We start from the raw sequence: 14,448 nt of genomic DNA, 5'->3' as shown, positions 1-14,448 counted from the left end.
CGTTGCAGGAGAAGCGGCAGGGCCGAAGCTGCTGATCTCCCCCCTTGTGGGGGAGATGTCCGGCAGGACAGAGGGGGTCGCGAAGGATCGCGACCTTTCGAGCTACTGCCATGAAAAAGCAAAGATTGTTCCTCTTCGACACCACACTGCGCGATGGCCAGCAGACGCCGGGCATCGACTTCTCGGTCGAGGACAAGATCGCGATCGCAAAACTGCTTGACGAATTCGGCATGGACTATGTCGAGGGCGGTTATCCCGGCGCCAATCCGACCGACACTGCATTCTTTCAGCAGAAGCGCACGGCGACGGCCAAATTCGTCGCCTTCGGCATGACCAAGCGGGCAGGGGTGTCGGCGTCCAACGACCCGGGCCTTGCCGCACTTGTCCAGTCGAAATCGGACGCCATCTGCTTCGTTGCCAAGAGTTGGGATTATCACGTTCGCGTCGCGCTTGGCTGTACGAACGAGGAGAATCTCGACGCCATCAAGGCTTCGGTCGAGGCCGCTGTCGCTTCGGGCAAGGAAGCGATGGTCGACTGCGAGCATTTCTTCGACGGCTTCAAGGCCAATCCGGACTATGCGCTGGCTTGCGCAAGGACGGCGTATGACGCCGGCGCACGCTGGGTGGTATTGTGCGACACCAATGGCGGCACGCAGCCCTCGGAAGTGCGGGCCATCGTCGACAAGGTCATCGCGGCAGGCATACCGGGCGGCCATCTCGGCATCCATGCCCATGACGACACCGGCCAGGCCGTGGCGAATTCGCTCGCCGCGGTCGAAGCGGGCGTGCGCCAGATCCAGGGCACGCTGAACGGCATCGGCGAGCGCTGCGGCAATGCCAATCTGATCTCCATCGTGCCAACGCTCGCGCTCAAGCCGGCTTTCGCCGACCGCTTCGAGACCGGCATTTCGGCCGAGGCTCTGAGTGGCATTTCGAGGCTTTCCCGCGCCTTCGACGAATTGCTTAACCGCGCGCCGGAAGCGCAGGCGCCCTATGTCGGCGCCTCGGCCTTCGCCACCAAGGCCGGCATCCATGCTTCCGCGCTGGCCAAGGAGCCGGCGACCTATGAGCATGTAGAGCCGCAAGCCGTCGGCAACCGGCGCCGCGTCATGGTCTCGGACCAGGGCGGTAAGGCCAATTTCCTCGCTGAATTGAAGCGGCGCGGCATCGATGTGCCGAAGGACGACCACCGGCTCGACGCGCTGATCGCGGTCGTCAAGGAGCGCGAGGCCGAAGGCTATGCCTATGAAGGCGCCGACGCCTCATTCGAGCTCCTGGCGCGCAAGATGCTGCACGGCCTGCCCGAATTCTTCAACGTCACCTCGTTTCGCTGCATGGTCGAGCGTCGCTTCGACGCCAATGGCCAGTTGAAGACGGTGTCCGAGGCGATCGTGAAAGTGCTGGTCGACGGCGAGGAGAAAATGTCGGTGGCCGAGGGACATGGCCCGGTCAACGCGCTCGACATCGCGCTGCGCAAGGATCTCGGCAAGTACCAGAACGAGATCGTCGATCTCGAGCTTGCCGACTTCAAGGTGCGTATCCTCAATGGCGGCACCGAGGCCATCACCCGCGTGCTCGTCGAATCGCATGATTCCTCCGGCGCCCGCTGGTGGACGGTCGGTGTGTCGGAAAATATCATCGATGCGTCCTTCCAGGCGCTGATGGATTCGATCGTCTACAAGCTGATGAAGAATCGCGAGATGGCGGGACTTGTTGCGGCCGAGTAAGTTTGAACCATCACCGAAAGTCCATTGATCCATCAGAACTTTGCGATGGTCTTGCCAGGGTTACTGGGCCATAGCGTTGGCCCATGGCGACTGAAACGATTGCTCTGGACGCAGATTCAAAAGCCCGCCGCGGCTTCCTGCTGGCGCTGGGTGCCTATCTGCTCTGGGGATTGCTGCCTTTCTACATGAAGGCGGTGGCGCATCTGCCGCTTGCCGAGGTGATCGCGCATCGCGTCGTCTGGTCCGTGCCGATCGCTGCGGCGGTTCTGGTCTGGGCCGGCCGCACGGCGGACTTCAAGGTGGCAATTCGTTCGCCCCGCACCATCGCCATGGCGGCGCTGACGGCGGCGCTGATCTCGGTCAACTGGGGCATCTATGTCTGGGCGATCGCCGTCGACCGTACCGTCGAAACGGCGCTTGGCTACTACATCAATCCGCTGGTCAGCGTCGTCGTCGGCGCGCTGCTGCTGGGCGAGCGGCTCGACCGTTTACAGATCGCGGCTGTGGTGCTTGCGGCGGTTGCGGTCGCGGTGCTGACAATCGAAGGCGGCAAGTTGCCCTGGGTGTCGCTGGCATTGGCGTTTTCCTTCGCCGCCTACGGCTTCTTCCGCAAGACGCTGCCGATCGGGCCAAGCCAGGGCTTTCTGCTCGAAGTGCTTCTGCTGTCCGTGCCGGCTCTCGGCTATATCGTCTACTTGATTGCGACCGGACAGGATCACATCATATCCAGCACTGGCACCGATACGGCGTTGCTGATCGGCTGCGGCCCGATCACATCGGTGCCGCTGCTTTTGTTTGCGTTCGGCGCCAAGCTTTTGCGGCTCTCCACCATCGGCATCATGCAGTATATCGCGCCGACCATGGTGTTCCTGATCGCCGTGCTGGTCTTCAACGAGCCGTTCGGCACCACGCAGGCCGTCGCCTTTGTCCTGATCTGGACGGCACTCGCGATCTATTCCTGGTCGATGTTGACCAGCGCGCGTAGGGCGGCTCGATAGAAAGTTTCAATGCGGAGGACCTTCGCGCTTCGGCGCCAGAAGTTGCCAAGCTGCCGCTACAGTCCCCGGCCAAGGCGCCTGACAAAAAGATAGGTGGCCGCCGCGATGGCCACCGACACTGCCGTCACAATCCAGAAGCCCATTGGCGTATCGACCAGCGGCAGCCCGCCGACATTCATGCCGAAGAGGCCCGAGATTATGGTCATCGGCAGCAGCACCGCCGTCAGCACTGAAAGAACGTAGAGCAGCTGGTTCGACTGCATCGTCAGTTTCGCCATCAGTTCGTCCTGCAGCAGCCTCGTGCGCGCCTGCAACTGCTCGCCGTCGTGGAAGAGGGTCTGCGCCCGGTGCGAGAGCCTTGCGGCCATGTCGTTTATGGGGTCGGGCAGCTCGTCGCGATGCGCATGGTCGAGATGCCTGAACAGATTGGTGAGCGTCGCCATCTGCCGGTGGATGACCACGAGTTGCCGGCGCGCCTCGACCAGCGCTTGCCGCTCATTGTGCCATGCATCGCGCACGACGCGGTCCTCGATGCCGTCCAGCGTATCGCCGAGCTTGCCGAGTTCGCTCGCCATGCCGTCGAGCGACTGGCCCATGACGGCCTCGATCAGGTCCGACGGCGAGCGGAATTTGCGTGATCCATTTTCCACCGCCTTGCGAACCGCGTCGACCGACTCCAGCGGCTGCTTGCGGGCGCCTATCAACATCGTGTCGTTGAAGGCGAAGCGGAAATGGACGAGCCCGCGCGCTTCCGAAAAGTCGTGCTTGAGGTCCGGCAAATCGCCATAGAGCCAGCCATCCTCATAGTCGATGTGACAGCCGTGGCTTGGCGCCAGGAAAGCATCGCGCGCCGGGGCCGGCAGAGCCTTCTCCGCGCCGATCTCCTGGCGTGCATGCAGATCGGTGATCTGGTAGCTGCGCCAAGTCCAGTGCGCGGCGTCAGCATCCTTGCTCCGCACGCCTTCCGCGGTGAAATGATAGATGAAGAACAGCCCGTGCTCGTCGGGCAGGTAGGGCGACAGGTCGGCGCCTTCCGGGGCGAGGGCGGTATCCATGGGCATAGCGCCAGATGCAAGTTTCGGACGTGGCGCCGCGTGGCGGCTACCTCACCGCGATTTCTAGCACGCGCGGACCCGTTTCCGTGTGACGGTTTCTTGACAGTCGATCACAGTGTGTCGACGCGCAGCAATGCGGTGGCAGTAGGGCAGTAGGGCAGTAGGGCAGTAGGGCAGTAGGGCAGTAGGGCAGTAGGGCAGTAGGGCAGTAGGGACTGTCTTTCCCTACTGCCTTACTGCCAATTCCCAATTCCCTAACCTCACATTTTGTCGATCACCGACTGTACGCCCTCGGTTGGTGCGTCGACGGAGGAGCCGGCCACCATGATGGCGGCGACGATGGCCTCGGGGTCGTTGACGACCAGCGGCTTGACCCGTTGCGCGGTGTGGATGAAACCCTCTGCGGTCATGTGATCAAGCAGTGTCAGCATCGGATCCCAGAATCCGCCGACATTGCCGAACACGATCGGTTTGCGGTGATGGCCGAGTTGCGCCCAGGTCATGATCTCGACGATCTCCTCGACCGTGCCGATGCCGCCTGGCAACGCCACAAAGGCGTCGGATTTCTCGAACATTCTATGTTTGCGCTCGTGCATGTTGTCGGTGATCAACAGTTCGTCGAGCCGGTCGAGCGCGGTTTCGGTTGCTTCCCTGTTGATCAGGAAGCGGGGAATGATGCCCGTCACCTTGCCGCCGGCCTTGAGCGCGCCTTCGGCGACGGCGCCCATGATACCCTTGGTGCCGCCGCCATAGATCAGCCTGAGGCCGGAGCGCGCGAGCGAGCGCCCGAGCAGGTGGCCGGCCTTGGCGTAAGTTTCATCGCGGCCCGGAGACGAGCCGCAATAGACGCAGACGGATCGAATCGTGTTCATACCGATGATTGGTGATTGGGTCTGAAAGCGCGGTCAAGCCCCAAGGACCAACAAGGGCGGGCTTTTTCTTGTCGGTCGTGGCAAAACACGCTAGACCGGCATTAGGTGGCTAAGGGGTAGCGAAATACATGGCAATCAATCCATTAAAGGCGTTCTTGTTCGCGGCGGGTGGGACCGTCGCGGCCGTGGGAACAGCCTATGTGTCGGGCGCACTCGACCCTTATCTTCATCGTAAACCGCCGGAAGTCGCGGCATTGACACCGCCAGCGGCACCGAAACCTACGGACGCGGGCACGGAAGCGCGCCTGCCGGCGCAGGCAACGACCGCTCCGGCCGCCCCCACAACCGGTGCGGCAGCGCCCGCAACGGCCGGTCCGGTCACGCCGACTTTCGATGTCGTGCGTGTCGAGGCCAATGGCTCGATCGTCGTCGCCGGCAATGCGGCGCCCAGCTCGAAGGTCGAGATCCTCAACGGCGCGCCGGTGCTCGGTTCGGCGGTGGCGGGTCCCGATGGCGCTTTTGTCATCGTGCTCGACGATCCGTTGAAGCCCGGCGACTATACAATTGCACTGCGTTCGACGACCGGCAGTATCGTGACGACCTCGGCGCAAACCGCTGTCGTCTCGGTTCCCGCAACTGCCTCCGGCCAGGTTCTGGCCATGGTCGAGGAGCCGGGCAAGCCGGCCGAACTGCTCACAGTTCCCGCGCCCGAAAAGAAACCGGAAGCACAGACTGCCGGCAACCAGGCTGTCGCAGGAGCGGCCGCCCCAGCCACCGAATCGCCGGCTGCAACCGCGCCGGCACCGGCAGCTCAGGCCGCCGTATCCGTGGGTGAACCCAAGATCGTCGTCGAGGCGGTCGAGATCGACGGCAACAAGATCTTTGTCGCCGGCCTTGCCGATCCGGGCCGCAAGGTCCGCGCCTATGCCAACGACATCCTGCTCGGTGACGCACAGACATCGCCCGACGGGCATTTCCTTGTCGAAGCGACACGGGACGTTCCGGTCGGCAGCTATACCATCCATGTCGACGGCCTCGATGCCGACGGGGTGAAGGTCGTGGCCCGTGCCGCCGTGCCGTTCGAGCGAGAGCCGGGCGAGGCGGTCGCCGCCGTGGCCCCGGATACCAAGCCCGCGGAGGCAAAACCGGCCGAAGCAAAGCCGGCCGCACCTGCCACTGAAGCTCCGGCCGTTGTCGCGGCCGCAACGCCGCCAAGCGACGTGCCCGAAACCGTGGCGCCCAAACTCGAACATGCCGGCGGCGCCGTCATTATTCGCCGCCATGACACATTGTGGCGGATTTCGCGGCGCGTCTACGGCTATGGCATGCGCTACTCCACCATCTACCTCGCCAACCAGGATCAGATCAGGAATCCTGACCGCATCTGGCCCGGTCAGGTGTTCAAGGTCCCGGGAAAGTCCAAGGAAGGCGAAGCCGCCGACCTCAAGGCGATAGGTGAGCAGGCGACGACGGCGCCGGCGAAGACGCAGTAGGAAAAAGGTCGGCAATTCAGGCGATCTACCCATCGGTCTAGCTTGCCCTGTCATCGTTCATCGTCTATCGCCGATGAACGATGACAGAATCCGTCCTTGAACCAGACCGCGCAGGCGCTCTGCCCAACTGCATCCCCGATAGCAGGGCTGTCGCGGCGCGGTTCGCTGCACTGTCGCATCCGGCGCGTATCGAGATACTGAAGCACCTCTCGGCCAGCAATTCCTGCTGCTGCCGCGAGGTCGTTGACCGTTTCGATCTGGCGCAGTCGACCGTGTCCCAGCATCTCAAGATACTGGTCGAGGCCGGCCTGGTCCGGTTCGAGCCGGATCGTCAGCGCTCCCGCTACAAGGTCGACCAAGCAGCGCTTGCCGATGTTTCGGCATCGCTGAGCGCACTCGTCAATTCCTGCTGCTCCGGCCGCTGATCCTCTCACCCAAGGGCAAGAAAAGTGGCCGAAAAAACCGTCTCCGCCGACACCTCAACTCTCACGACGCTACGTAACCTCTGGCCCTATATGTGGCCGGCCGACCGTGCCGATCTCAGGGCACGGGTGACTTGGGCGACGCTGCTGCTTGTCGTTGCCAAGGTGACATTGGTCGCCGGCCCCTATTTCTTCAAATGGGCAACCGATGCGCTGGCGGGCGGCTTCAAAACGCCACCGCCGCTGCCGTCGTTCCTGCTCGCCCCGGTGATGCTGGTCATCGCCTACAACGTGCTGAGGCTGGTTCAACTCGGCTTCAACCAGTTGCGCGATGCGCTGTTTGCCCGGGTCGGCCAGCATGCGGTGCGTCAGCTTGCCTTTCGTACCTTCGTCCACATGCATCAGCTGTCGCTTCGCTTCCACTTGGAGCGCCGCACTGGCGGTCTGTCGCGCATCATCGAGCGCGGCACCAAGGGCATCGAAACAATCGTGCGTTTCATCATGCTCAACACCGCCCCGACCATCCTCGAATTCGCGCTGACCGCCGGCATATTCGGTTTCACCTATGGCTGGAAATATGTGGCCGTGGTGGCGGTGACCGTCTGGGTCTATGTCTGGTTCACGGTGAAGGCGAGCGACTGGCGCATCTCGATCCGCCGCGACATGAACGACAGCGACACCGACGCCAATACCAAGGCGATCGACTCGCTGCTCAATTTCGAGACGGTGAAGTACTTCACCAACGAGCGAATGGAGGCCGAGCGCTTCGATCGCTCCATGGCGCGCTATGAGATCGCCGCCACCAAGACCTGGACCTCGCTCGGCTGGCTGAACTTCGGCCAGGGCTTCATCTTCGGCCTCGGCACGGTGGTCGTCATGTGCATGTCGGCGCTGGAGGTGCAGGCCCACACCCAGACCGTGGGTGATTTCGTGTTCATCAACGCCATGCTGGTGCAGCTTTCGGTGCCGCTCAATTTCATCGGCTTCATCTACCGCGAGATCCGCCAGGGCCTTACCGATATCGAGCACATGTTCGACCTGCTCGACGTGCCGCAGGAGATTGTCGACAAGCCCGATGCCAAGCCGCTGGCCGTCGGTGCCGGCAAGGTCGAGTTCCGCGACGTGCATTTCTCCTATGATCCAAACCGCAAGATCCTGAAGGGCGTCAGCTTCGAAGTTCCGGCGGGCAAGACAGTCGCCATTGTCGGACCGTCTGGCGCCGGCAAATCGACCATCTCGCGGCTGCTGTTCCGATTCTATGACGTGCAGGGTGGCCAGGTGCTTATCGACGGCCAGGACATCCGGGATGTGACGCAGGACAGCCTGCGCGCGGTGCTCGGCATGGTGCCGCAGGACACAGTGCTGTTTAACGACACCATCGCCTACAACATCCGCTATGGCCGCGTTGGTGCAAGCGAGGAGGAAGTGCGCAAGGCCGCCGAACTCGCCCAGATCGGGCCGTTTATCGAGAAGCTGCCGGACGGCTACAAGTCGATGGTCGGCGAGCGCGGGCTGAAGCTCTCCGGCGGCGAGAAGCAGCGCGTCGCGATTGCCCGCACCATCCTGAAGGCGCCGCCGATCCTGATGCTCGACGAAGCGACCTCGGCACTTGACAGCCACACCGAGCAGGAGATCCAGGCCGCGCTCGACCTCGTCAGCAAGGGGCGCACCACCATCGTGATCGCCCACCGGCTGTCGACGGTGATTTCCGCCGACGAGATCATCGTGCTGAAGGACGGCCAGATCGCCGAGCGCGGCACCCATGTCGAGCTGATGCGAAAGCACGGCCTCTACGCCTCCATGTGGGACCGCCAGCGCGAGGCGACCGAAGCTGAAGAGCGGCTGCGCCGCGCCCGCGAAGGCGACGAGTTCGGCGTCATCGTTCGCCGGCGGACATCGGAGGTAAATTGATCTTTTGCGCTTGACCTCAACTTAGGTTGAGATTGTACGCCGTTCCTGGAGCCCGCAAACACCACGGTTCAAGAACGGAAGAATTGAAATGAACGACATAAATCAGAATGTAAACGGCGGCAGCGTGTTCAGGGTCGACAAGTTCGTCGTCCCCGCCGCCGCCCGCGAGGAGATACTCGTCAAGGTCAGGACAACCCACGAATTGCTGCGCCAGCAGCAGGGTTTCGTGCAGGATTTCGTGCTCGAGCAATTTTCGGGGCCGGGCGAATTCAACCTGGTGACGATCGTCGAATGGGAAAGCCAGGCCGCCGTCGACAATGTCGTGCCGATCGTCAAGGCCGCACATGAGCGCATCGCCTTCAATCCGCAGGAAACCATTGCGCGCCTGGGCGTCAAGGCCGACATCGCCAACTACCAGCGCGTGCCGGAGGTGTAAGGGGGTTATCTTAGAGCCGCGGCGCCTGGTCGATGCGGGCGTTGCTCCTCCTATTCAATAGATCAAGCAAGGGCTTTTATCTCCGATCGCTAGTGATACTGTCCCCGACAGAAATAATCACCAATTTACTTCGGATGAATTGCGATGTTTCGGTTTTTCTCGCGTAGATCCAAAGAAGCCTCCGAGAAGAAAGCCCTAGCTTCGGCGGGTAAGGGAGGTAGCCTTCTGGTGCCCCTGATCGTCGTGCCTCGTTCGAAGATCGAAGAGGCTGGCGAAAAGCCTTTTCAGCTTGTCGTCGCCGTCATGCAATTCGCCGTGACGATGATTTCCAAAGGGCTATATCGGCATCCAGAGATCAACCCCAAGGCGATGCAGGTATTTCACTCGGACTGGTATTCCTCGGAGGTAAAGAACGGCGGCCACAGTCAATTCATCCATAATGCAGGCACAGAAATCGACCCAACGATTGCCAACGCCAGAGCTGCCTCATCGCTTGCGGTGCAAAGGGGCAGTTGGCGACTTTGGAAAAAATGTCGACATGGGTCGCCAAACATCCCGACAAAGCAGCGAAACAAATGGGCTTCGAGGGTGGCCGCGACGATTTCTTGGATAAGCTCGATGACGCATTCTACGAAGCGGACGAAGCCGTGGCGATGGACGATTTGCTTGCGCGATGGGTCACGTCCTGGCCCGATCTGCAAATTGTCGATGATGACGATTACGACGATGCCATCGACCAACTGGTGCTGGCAAACCCCAGCGCGAAGGCAGGCTTCTTCACGAGTCGGTTAGCAAACTGGTGCGCCAGATGTTGAGCCAGCGCCAGGTTGGTGCCGGCCTCGCCTGCGCAAAAATATCACCACCGGAGGTCAAGCTGGCATTCGGGATGGCAAGGATATTGGACGTCGAAGGCGAAAAGCAGCTGGTTTTCCACCTTCGAACCAGTTCGAAAGAGCTCCGGCTGTGCGCCGAAACAAAGGCAAGCGTTGCCGTTTACGAACATATCGCGCCCGAAGATCCACCGATCGTACGCCCGAGTGAGAACTCGTTGGGAGCGAACCCACCACGAATCGGCGTGCGGCTTGGTCATGCTGAAGGATCGGAGATCAACGCGGTTATCGAATTGGCCGAGCAATTCCATGCTCCGGTCGCAGTCGACCTTTTGTTGCGCAAAGCCGGGTTCGATCCTGTGGGTGCAGTTGTGTCGGCGAACTCGATGGTGCAAACGGCGGAAGGGCCACTCGTGAACTGGGTGGTGACGGCGTCGGACCGGGCCTTCCATTTCTTGTCTTCGCCGAATGGCGGTCTGCTCTTGCGGGGCAAGGATGACGAAAAGCTCGCTGAGGCTACCATGTCCGAACTCGACGAGCACTTTGATCGCTCCGCTGCCGCCGGATAGGCATCTGCCCGCGTTTCGGGGTATCCGTCTCCAGTGACCCGCCATCCTCCCGCCATTGTTGCGTTGCGGGCAGGGGGGCTTTCCGCTATTGAGGCCGGACCTGAAACAGGGACCGCCCCCACCCCATGAGCCTTGTCGACACGGTCAAGAACGCGTTCGTACCGATCCATCGCGAAGGCTATCCCTTCATCGCGGCCTTCGGCGCGGCGACCCTTTTCCTCGGCTATTTCTCGTCGATCCTGTTTTGGATCGGCCTGATCCTGACCGCCTGGTGTGTCTACTTCTTCCGTGATCCTGAGCGCGTCACACCGGTTGACGATCGCCTGGTGGTGAGCCCCGCCGATGGCATCGTCTCCGCGGTCGGCCCGGCCGTGCCGCCACGCGAGCTTGGCCTCGGCAATGTCGAGATGACCCGCATCTCGGTCTTCATGAACGTCTTTTCCTGCCATGTGAACCGTGCCCCCGTGCGCGGCCGCATTGCCAAGATCGAACATCGGCCCGGAAAATTCCTCAACGCCGAACTGGATAAGGCCAGCACCGAGAACGAGCGCAACGGTCTTGTCATCGAGAGCCCCAACGGCACGGTGGCCGCTGTCCAGATCGCGGGCCTTGTGGCGCGGCGCATCGTCTGCTGGGCCGAGGCCGGTGGCTCGATCGCCATCGGCGAGCGTTTCGGCCTGATCCGCTTCGGCTCGCGCGTCGATGTGTTCCTGCCCTTGACCGCCACGCCGCGCGTTGCCGTTGGCCAGACGGCGGTCGGTGGCGAAACCGTGCTGGCCGAATTCGGCGGTGTCACCGGCACGCCTTTGGTCAGGATTTCGTAAGCGGTGGGCGCGCCGTTCAAGAAATTCGAGGCCCATGCCAGCGGCGGCCCGCGCATCCGCGAGATCCCGATGCGTATGGTGCTGCCCAATCTGGTCACCGTGCTTGCTATCTGCGCGGGCTTGTCCGGCATCCGTTTCGCCTTCGAAAACCGTTTTGAAACCGCGGTGGTCATGGTGCTGCTGGCCGCCTTCCTCGACGGCATCGATGGGCGACTGGCGCGCATGCTGAAGGCGACGTCCAAGTTCGGCGCGCAGATGGACTCGCTGGCCGACATCGTCAATTTCGGTGTTGCGCCGGCCCTGGTGCTTTATGCCTTCCTGCTCGACCGCGCCGGCTCGCCGGGCTGGATCGCGGCGCTTTTGTTCGCCATCGCCTGCGGGCTCAGGCTTGCCCGCTTCAATGTGCTCGACGACGAGAAGGCCGAGCGTCCTCTATGGCAATCCGAGTATTTCGTCGGCGTGCCGGCGCCGGCGGGCGCGGTGCTGGTGATGCTGCCGCTCTATCTCTATTTCCTGCGGCTCGGGCTGGAGCCCAGCCGCCCGGCCGCCTTCATCGCCACAGCGTTCACCATTCTGGTCGCCTTTCTTCTGGTCAGCCGTTTGCCCGTCTATTCCGGCAAAAGCGTCAAGATTCCCGGCGACCGCGTGCTGCCAGTGATCCTGGCAGTCGTGCTCTACATTCTCTTGCTGATGACCTATCCCTGGTACACGCTGACAGCCTCGGTCGCGGGCTATCTGATCTTCCTGCCGTTTTCCGTGCGCGCCTATTCCAAGCGTGCCAAGCTCGAGGGCGAGAAGGTGCCGCCTTCGGACATAGGTTAAGGGCTACGCCGAAGTTGTTGATCTGATTCAGGCCGCGATCCCGAGCCCCAGCCTGTCAATCGCCAGCTTTCTGGTCGAGACATAGTCGGTCTTGCCGGAACCGAGCACCGGGATTTCTTCCACCTTGATGATATCGTTCGGCACCATCAATTCGGCTGCCCCGGCCTTCTTGCCGAACTGACGCAGCTCTTCCGGATTGGCATCGTCGGCGGTGGTGACCAGCACGATGCGCTCGCCGCGCCTCTTGTCCGGCACCGCCACCGCCGCATGGCGCTCTTCCGGCCACAGCGACTGCACTAGCATTTCGACGGCGCCCAGCGACACCATCTCTCCGGCGATCTTGGCGAAGCGCTTGGCACGGCCTCGAATGGTGATGAACCCTTCACGGTCGACGGCGACGATGTCACCGGTGTCGTGCCAGCCAGTCAGCTGCTGCAACTCGCCAGGGCGGTCCGCGGTCATGTAGCCCATCATCAGATTGGGTCCGTCGAGCCACAATTGACCGGCGTCCGAAATGCCTTCGACCGGCTCCAGCTTCATGCGCATGGCCGGCAAGAGCCGCCCGACGGTACCATCCCGGCCATGGATCGCTGTGTTGACGGCAACCACCGGCGCGGCTTCGGTCAGCCCGAAGCCTTCGATGATCTCGGCCTGGAAGCGCTCGCGATAGACACGGCGCGTTTCCGGCTTCACCGCCTCGGCGCCGGCGACGACGAAGCGCAGGCTGGAGAAATCGCCGTCCTTGGCCGTGCGCGCATAGTTGGCGAGGAACGTGTCGGTACCGAACATGATCGTTGGCTTCACCTTGCGCGCGATCTCGGGGATGATCTTGTAGTGCAGAGGCGAGGGGTAGAGGAACAGCTTTACGCCGGTGACCAGCGGCAGGATGGTGCCGCCCGTCAGGCCGAAAGAATGGAACACCGGCAGCACGTTGAGCAGGATGTCCGCCGGCGAAATGGTAACGCGCGCCTCGGCCTGCATGGCGTTGGCGAGCAGATTCCTTTGCGACAGAACCACCGCCTTGGGCGTACCTTCAGAACCCGAGGTGAACAGGATTACCCCTGGCTTGGCCGCATCCTGCCGCTGCAGCGGCACGCGCCAAAGCAAGGCGGCGGCGAGCTTGTCGAGCGTGCTAACGCTGCCGCGCAGATCTTCCAGCCACAGCAGCCTGGCGCCGCCCTTTTCGACCGCAGCGACAATATCGGCAAGATCCGCCTTCTCGACGAAGGCGCGTGAAGAGATAACGGTACGGATGACGGCTGTGCGCACGGCAGCCGTGACGCTCGCCGGCCCGGCGGTGTAGTTGATCATCGCCGCCACCCTGCCGGCCGAGAGAAGGCCGACCAACGACAGCACGACGCCATTGGCGTTGGGCAGCATCACGCCCACCGCCTCGCCTGGCGCCGTCACCGCCTCGAAGCGTCTGCCCAGCACGCGCGCACCGATGAACATCCGGCGGCAGCTCAACGCGCCGGAGATGACATCCTCGATGATTGGATGCGAGGCGCCGACGCGGGTCGCGGCATCGCGCATGACCAGGAACAGGCCACGATCGAAGTCCGTGCCAAAAAGCCGCGCCTCGGCAACGCGGTCGAACAGCGCGTTGGTGTTCGAAGCCTGGTCGGGGTTGCGCGCCACCAGCTCGGCGATGGTCATCGGCTCCAGCGTGCTGATTGAGAGCCGTGGGAACCAGTGCCGCGGCGCCTTGCTGGCCGGCGTCAGCGACACAGGCAGGCTGCGCGTACCGGAGACAAAGATCGGCACGATGCGGGCGTCGGCCTGCATGGCGATACGGGTGACGGCACGAAACAGCCGAAACGTCTTGACGTCAGGCTCGACCGCATCCGGCAGGTAGACGGCAAGGCGTCCCTTGCCCTTCAGTACCCGCACCAGCCGCCGGCTGACGAAGACATGCTCGGCATTGAAGGCGATGGTGCGGCCAAGCTCGCGCCATGGCTCAAGCCAAGGCGAGCGCGCAGAGATCTCGTCGAGTATGTGCAGCGTGTCATCCGGCAACAGCGACAGCATCAGCGCGGGCTCGAAGCGCGATTGATGCGAGATCACATAGATGACTGGAACCTGCGCCTTGCGGGCGATCCTGATGCGGTTGTCGGCGATCCGGTAGGCGAGCTTGAACGGGACATAAAGCAGCGCCTGGCTGAAGCGCAGGCCGAGGCGGAATTTCTCTACCACGCCGATCAGCAACCAGGCCAGAACAAGGCCCGCAAGCAGCGCCAGTGTCAGGATCATACAGCTTCTCTCCCAACGATTTTTATTATAGCGGCTCTTTTGCGGCTGCGTCGAGGCAGAACCTAGACGATGTGGGAGGAAGGTCAATGTGGGAAGAAGACGTCATGCTGCCTTCAAGCGCCCGCTACCCGGGCTCCATGCCGACCAGGCTGAACTCTCCGCCACTTCTTGGCAAAGAAAAAGCCGACCTTGCGGTCGGCTGGGAGTAGGACGGGCCGAGGGGTTTGGGGGGACTTGGG

Annotated in this window: 13 protein-coding genes; 10 read left to right on the top strand and 3 right to left on the bottom strand. The window is 62.4% G+C overall.

Features of this window, described 5'->3' with window-relative positions:
- Positions 1-110: 110 nt before the first annotated feature.
- The gene (gene cimA / locus FJ934_RS26705; RefSeq protein WP_140613404.1) at positions 111-1,727 is read left to right on the top strand and encodes a citramalate synthase; all 1,617 of its coding nucleotides are present in this window, start codon (positions 111-113) and stop codon (positions 1,725-1,727) included.
- A gap of 83 nt (positions 1,728-1,810) precedes the next feature.
- Positions 1,811-2,725 carry an EamA family transporter RarD gene (gene rarD, locus FJ934_RS26700; protein WP_140613403.1) on the top strand — a complete coding sequence of 305 codons (915 nt, stop codon included), beginning with the start codon at positions 1,811-1,813 and terminating at the stop codon, positions 2,723-2,725.
- A 56-nt stretch (positions 2,726-2,781) separates the two neighbouring features.
- Here rarD and FJ934_RS26695 read toward each other — a convergent pair whose 3' ends face one another.
- Complete coding sequence (locus tag FJ934_RS26695) at positions 2,782-3,780, bottom strand: transporter (RefSeq protein ID WP_181165787.1); 999 nt, start codon at positions 3,778-3,780, stop codon at positions 2,782-2,784.
- Positions 3,781-4,040: 260 nt separating this feature from the next.
- Positions 4,041-4,652, bottom strand: coding sequence for a TIGR00730 family Rossman fold protein (locus FJ934_RS26685; RefSeq protein ID WP_140613400.1), 612 nt, complete (start codon positions 4,650-4,652; stop codon positions 4,041-4,043).
- Between the two features lie 128 nt (positions 4,653-4,780).
- Here FJ934_RS26685 and FJ934_RS26680 point away from each other — a divergent pair, with 128 nt between their 5' ends.
- The 8 genes from FJ934_RS26680 to pssA all read left to right on the top strand — a co-directional run bounded on the left by FJ934_RS26680 (position 4,781) and on the right by pssA (position 11,959).
- Positions 4,781-6,145, top strand: coding sequence for a LysM peptidoglycan-binding domain-containing protein (locus tag FJ934_RS26680; RefSeq protein ID WP_140613399.1), 1,365 nt, complete (start codon positions 4,781-4,783; stop codon positions 6,143-6,145).
- 80 nt (positions 6,146-6,225) lie between these two features.
- On the top strand, positions 6,226-6,570 hold the full coding sequence (locus FJ934_RS26675; RefSeq protein ID WP_140613398.1) for a metalloregulator ArsR/SmtB family transcription factor: 345 nt from the start codon (positions 6,226-6,228) through the stop codon (positions 6,568-6,570).
- A gap of 24 nt (positions 6,571-6,594) precedes the next feature.
- On the top strand, positions 6,595-8,478 hold the full coding sequence (locus FJ934_RS26670; RefSeq protein WP_140613397.1) for an ABC transporter ATP-binding protein/permease: 1,884 nt from the start codon (positions 6,595-6,597) through the stop codon (positions 8,476-8,478).
- Positions 8,479-8,566: 88 nt separating this feature from the next.
- Positions 8,567-8,914 carry an antibiotic biosynthesis monooxygenase gene (locus FJ934_RS26665; protein WP_140613396.1) on the top strand — a complete coding sequence of 116 codons (348 nt, stop codon included), beginning with the start codon at positions 8,567-8,569 and terminating at the stop codon, positions 8,912-8,914.
- Between the two features lie 530 nt (positions 8,915-9,444).
- Positions 9,445-9,729 (top strand): hypothetical protein, encoded by a 285-nt coding sequence (locus FJ934_RS26660; protein WP_140613395.1) that lies wholly within the window; start codon positions 9,445-9,447, stop codon positions 9,727-9,729.
- A complete protein-coding gene (locus FJ934_RS26655) occupies positions 9,723-10,313 on the top strand; it encodes a hypothetical protein (protein ID WP_140613394.1) in 591 nt (196 codons plus the stop codon). The genes FJ934_RS26660 and FJ934_RS26655 overlap by 7 nt, the downstream gene beginning before the upstream one ends.
- Before the next feature lie 125 nt (positions 10,314-10,438).
- The gene (locus tag FJ934_RS26650) at positions 10,439-11,137 is read left to right on the top strand and encodes a phosphatidylserine decarboxylase (protein ID WP_140613393.1); all 699 of its coding nucleotides are present in this window, start codon (positions 10,439-10,441) and stop codon (positions 11,135-11,137) included.
- A 75-nt stretch (positions 11,138-11,212) separates the two neighbouring features.
- A complete protein-coding gene (pssA, locus tag FJ934_RS26645) occupies positions 11,213-11,959 on the top strand; it encodes a CDP-diacylglycerol--serine O-phosphatidyltransferase (RefSeq protein WP_226890680.1) in 747 nt (248 codons plus the stop codon).
- 27 nt (positions 11,960-11,986) lie between these two features.
- Here pssA and FJ934_RS26640 read toward each other — a convergent pair whose 3' ends face one another.
- Entirely contained in the window at positions 11,987-14,209 is a 2,223-nt protein-coding gene (locus FJ934_RS26640; RefSeq protein ID WP_140613391.1) for an AMP-binding protein, read from the bottom strand.
- Between the last annotated feature and the right edge of the window lie 239 nt (positions 14,210-14,448).

It is taken from the genome of Mesorhizobium sp. B2-4-12 (genome assembly GCF_006441575.1).
GTDB lineage: Bacteria > Pseudomonadota > Alphaproteobacteria > Rhizobiales > Rhizobiaceae > Mesorhizobium.
This window is presented reverse-complemented; position numbering and strand designations above follow the sequence as displayed.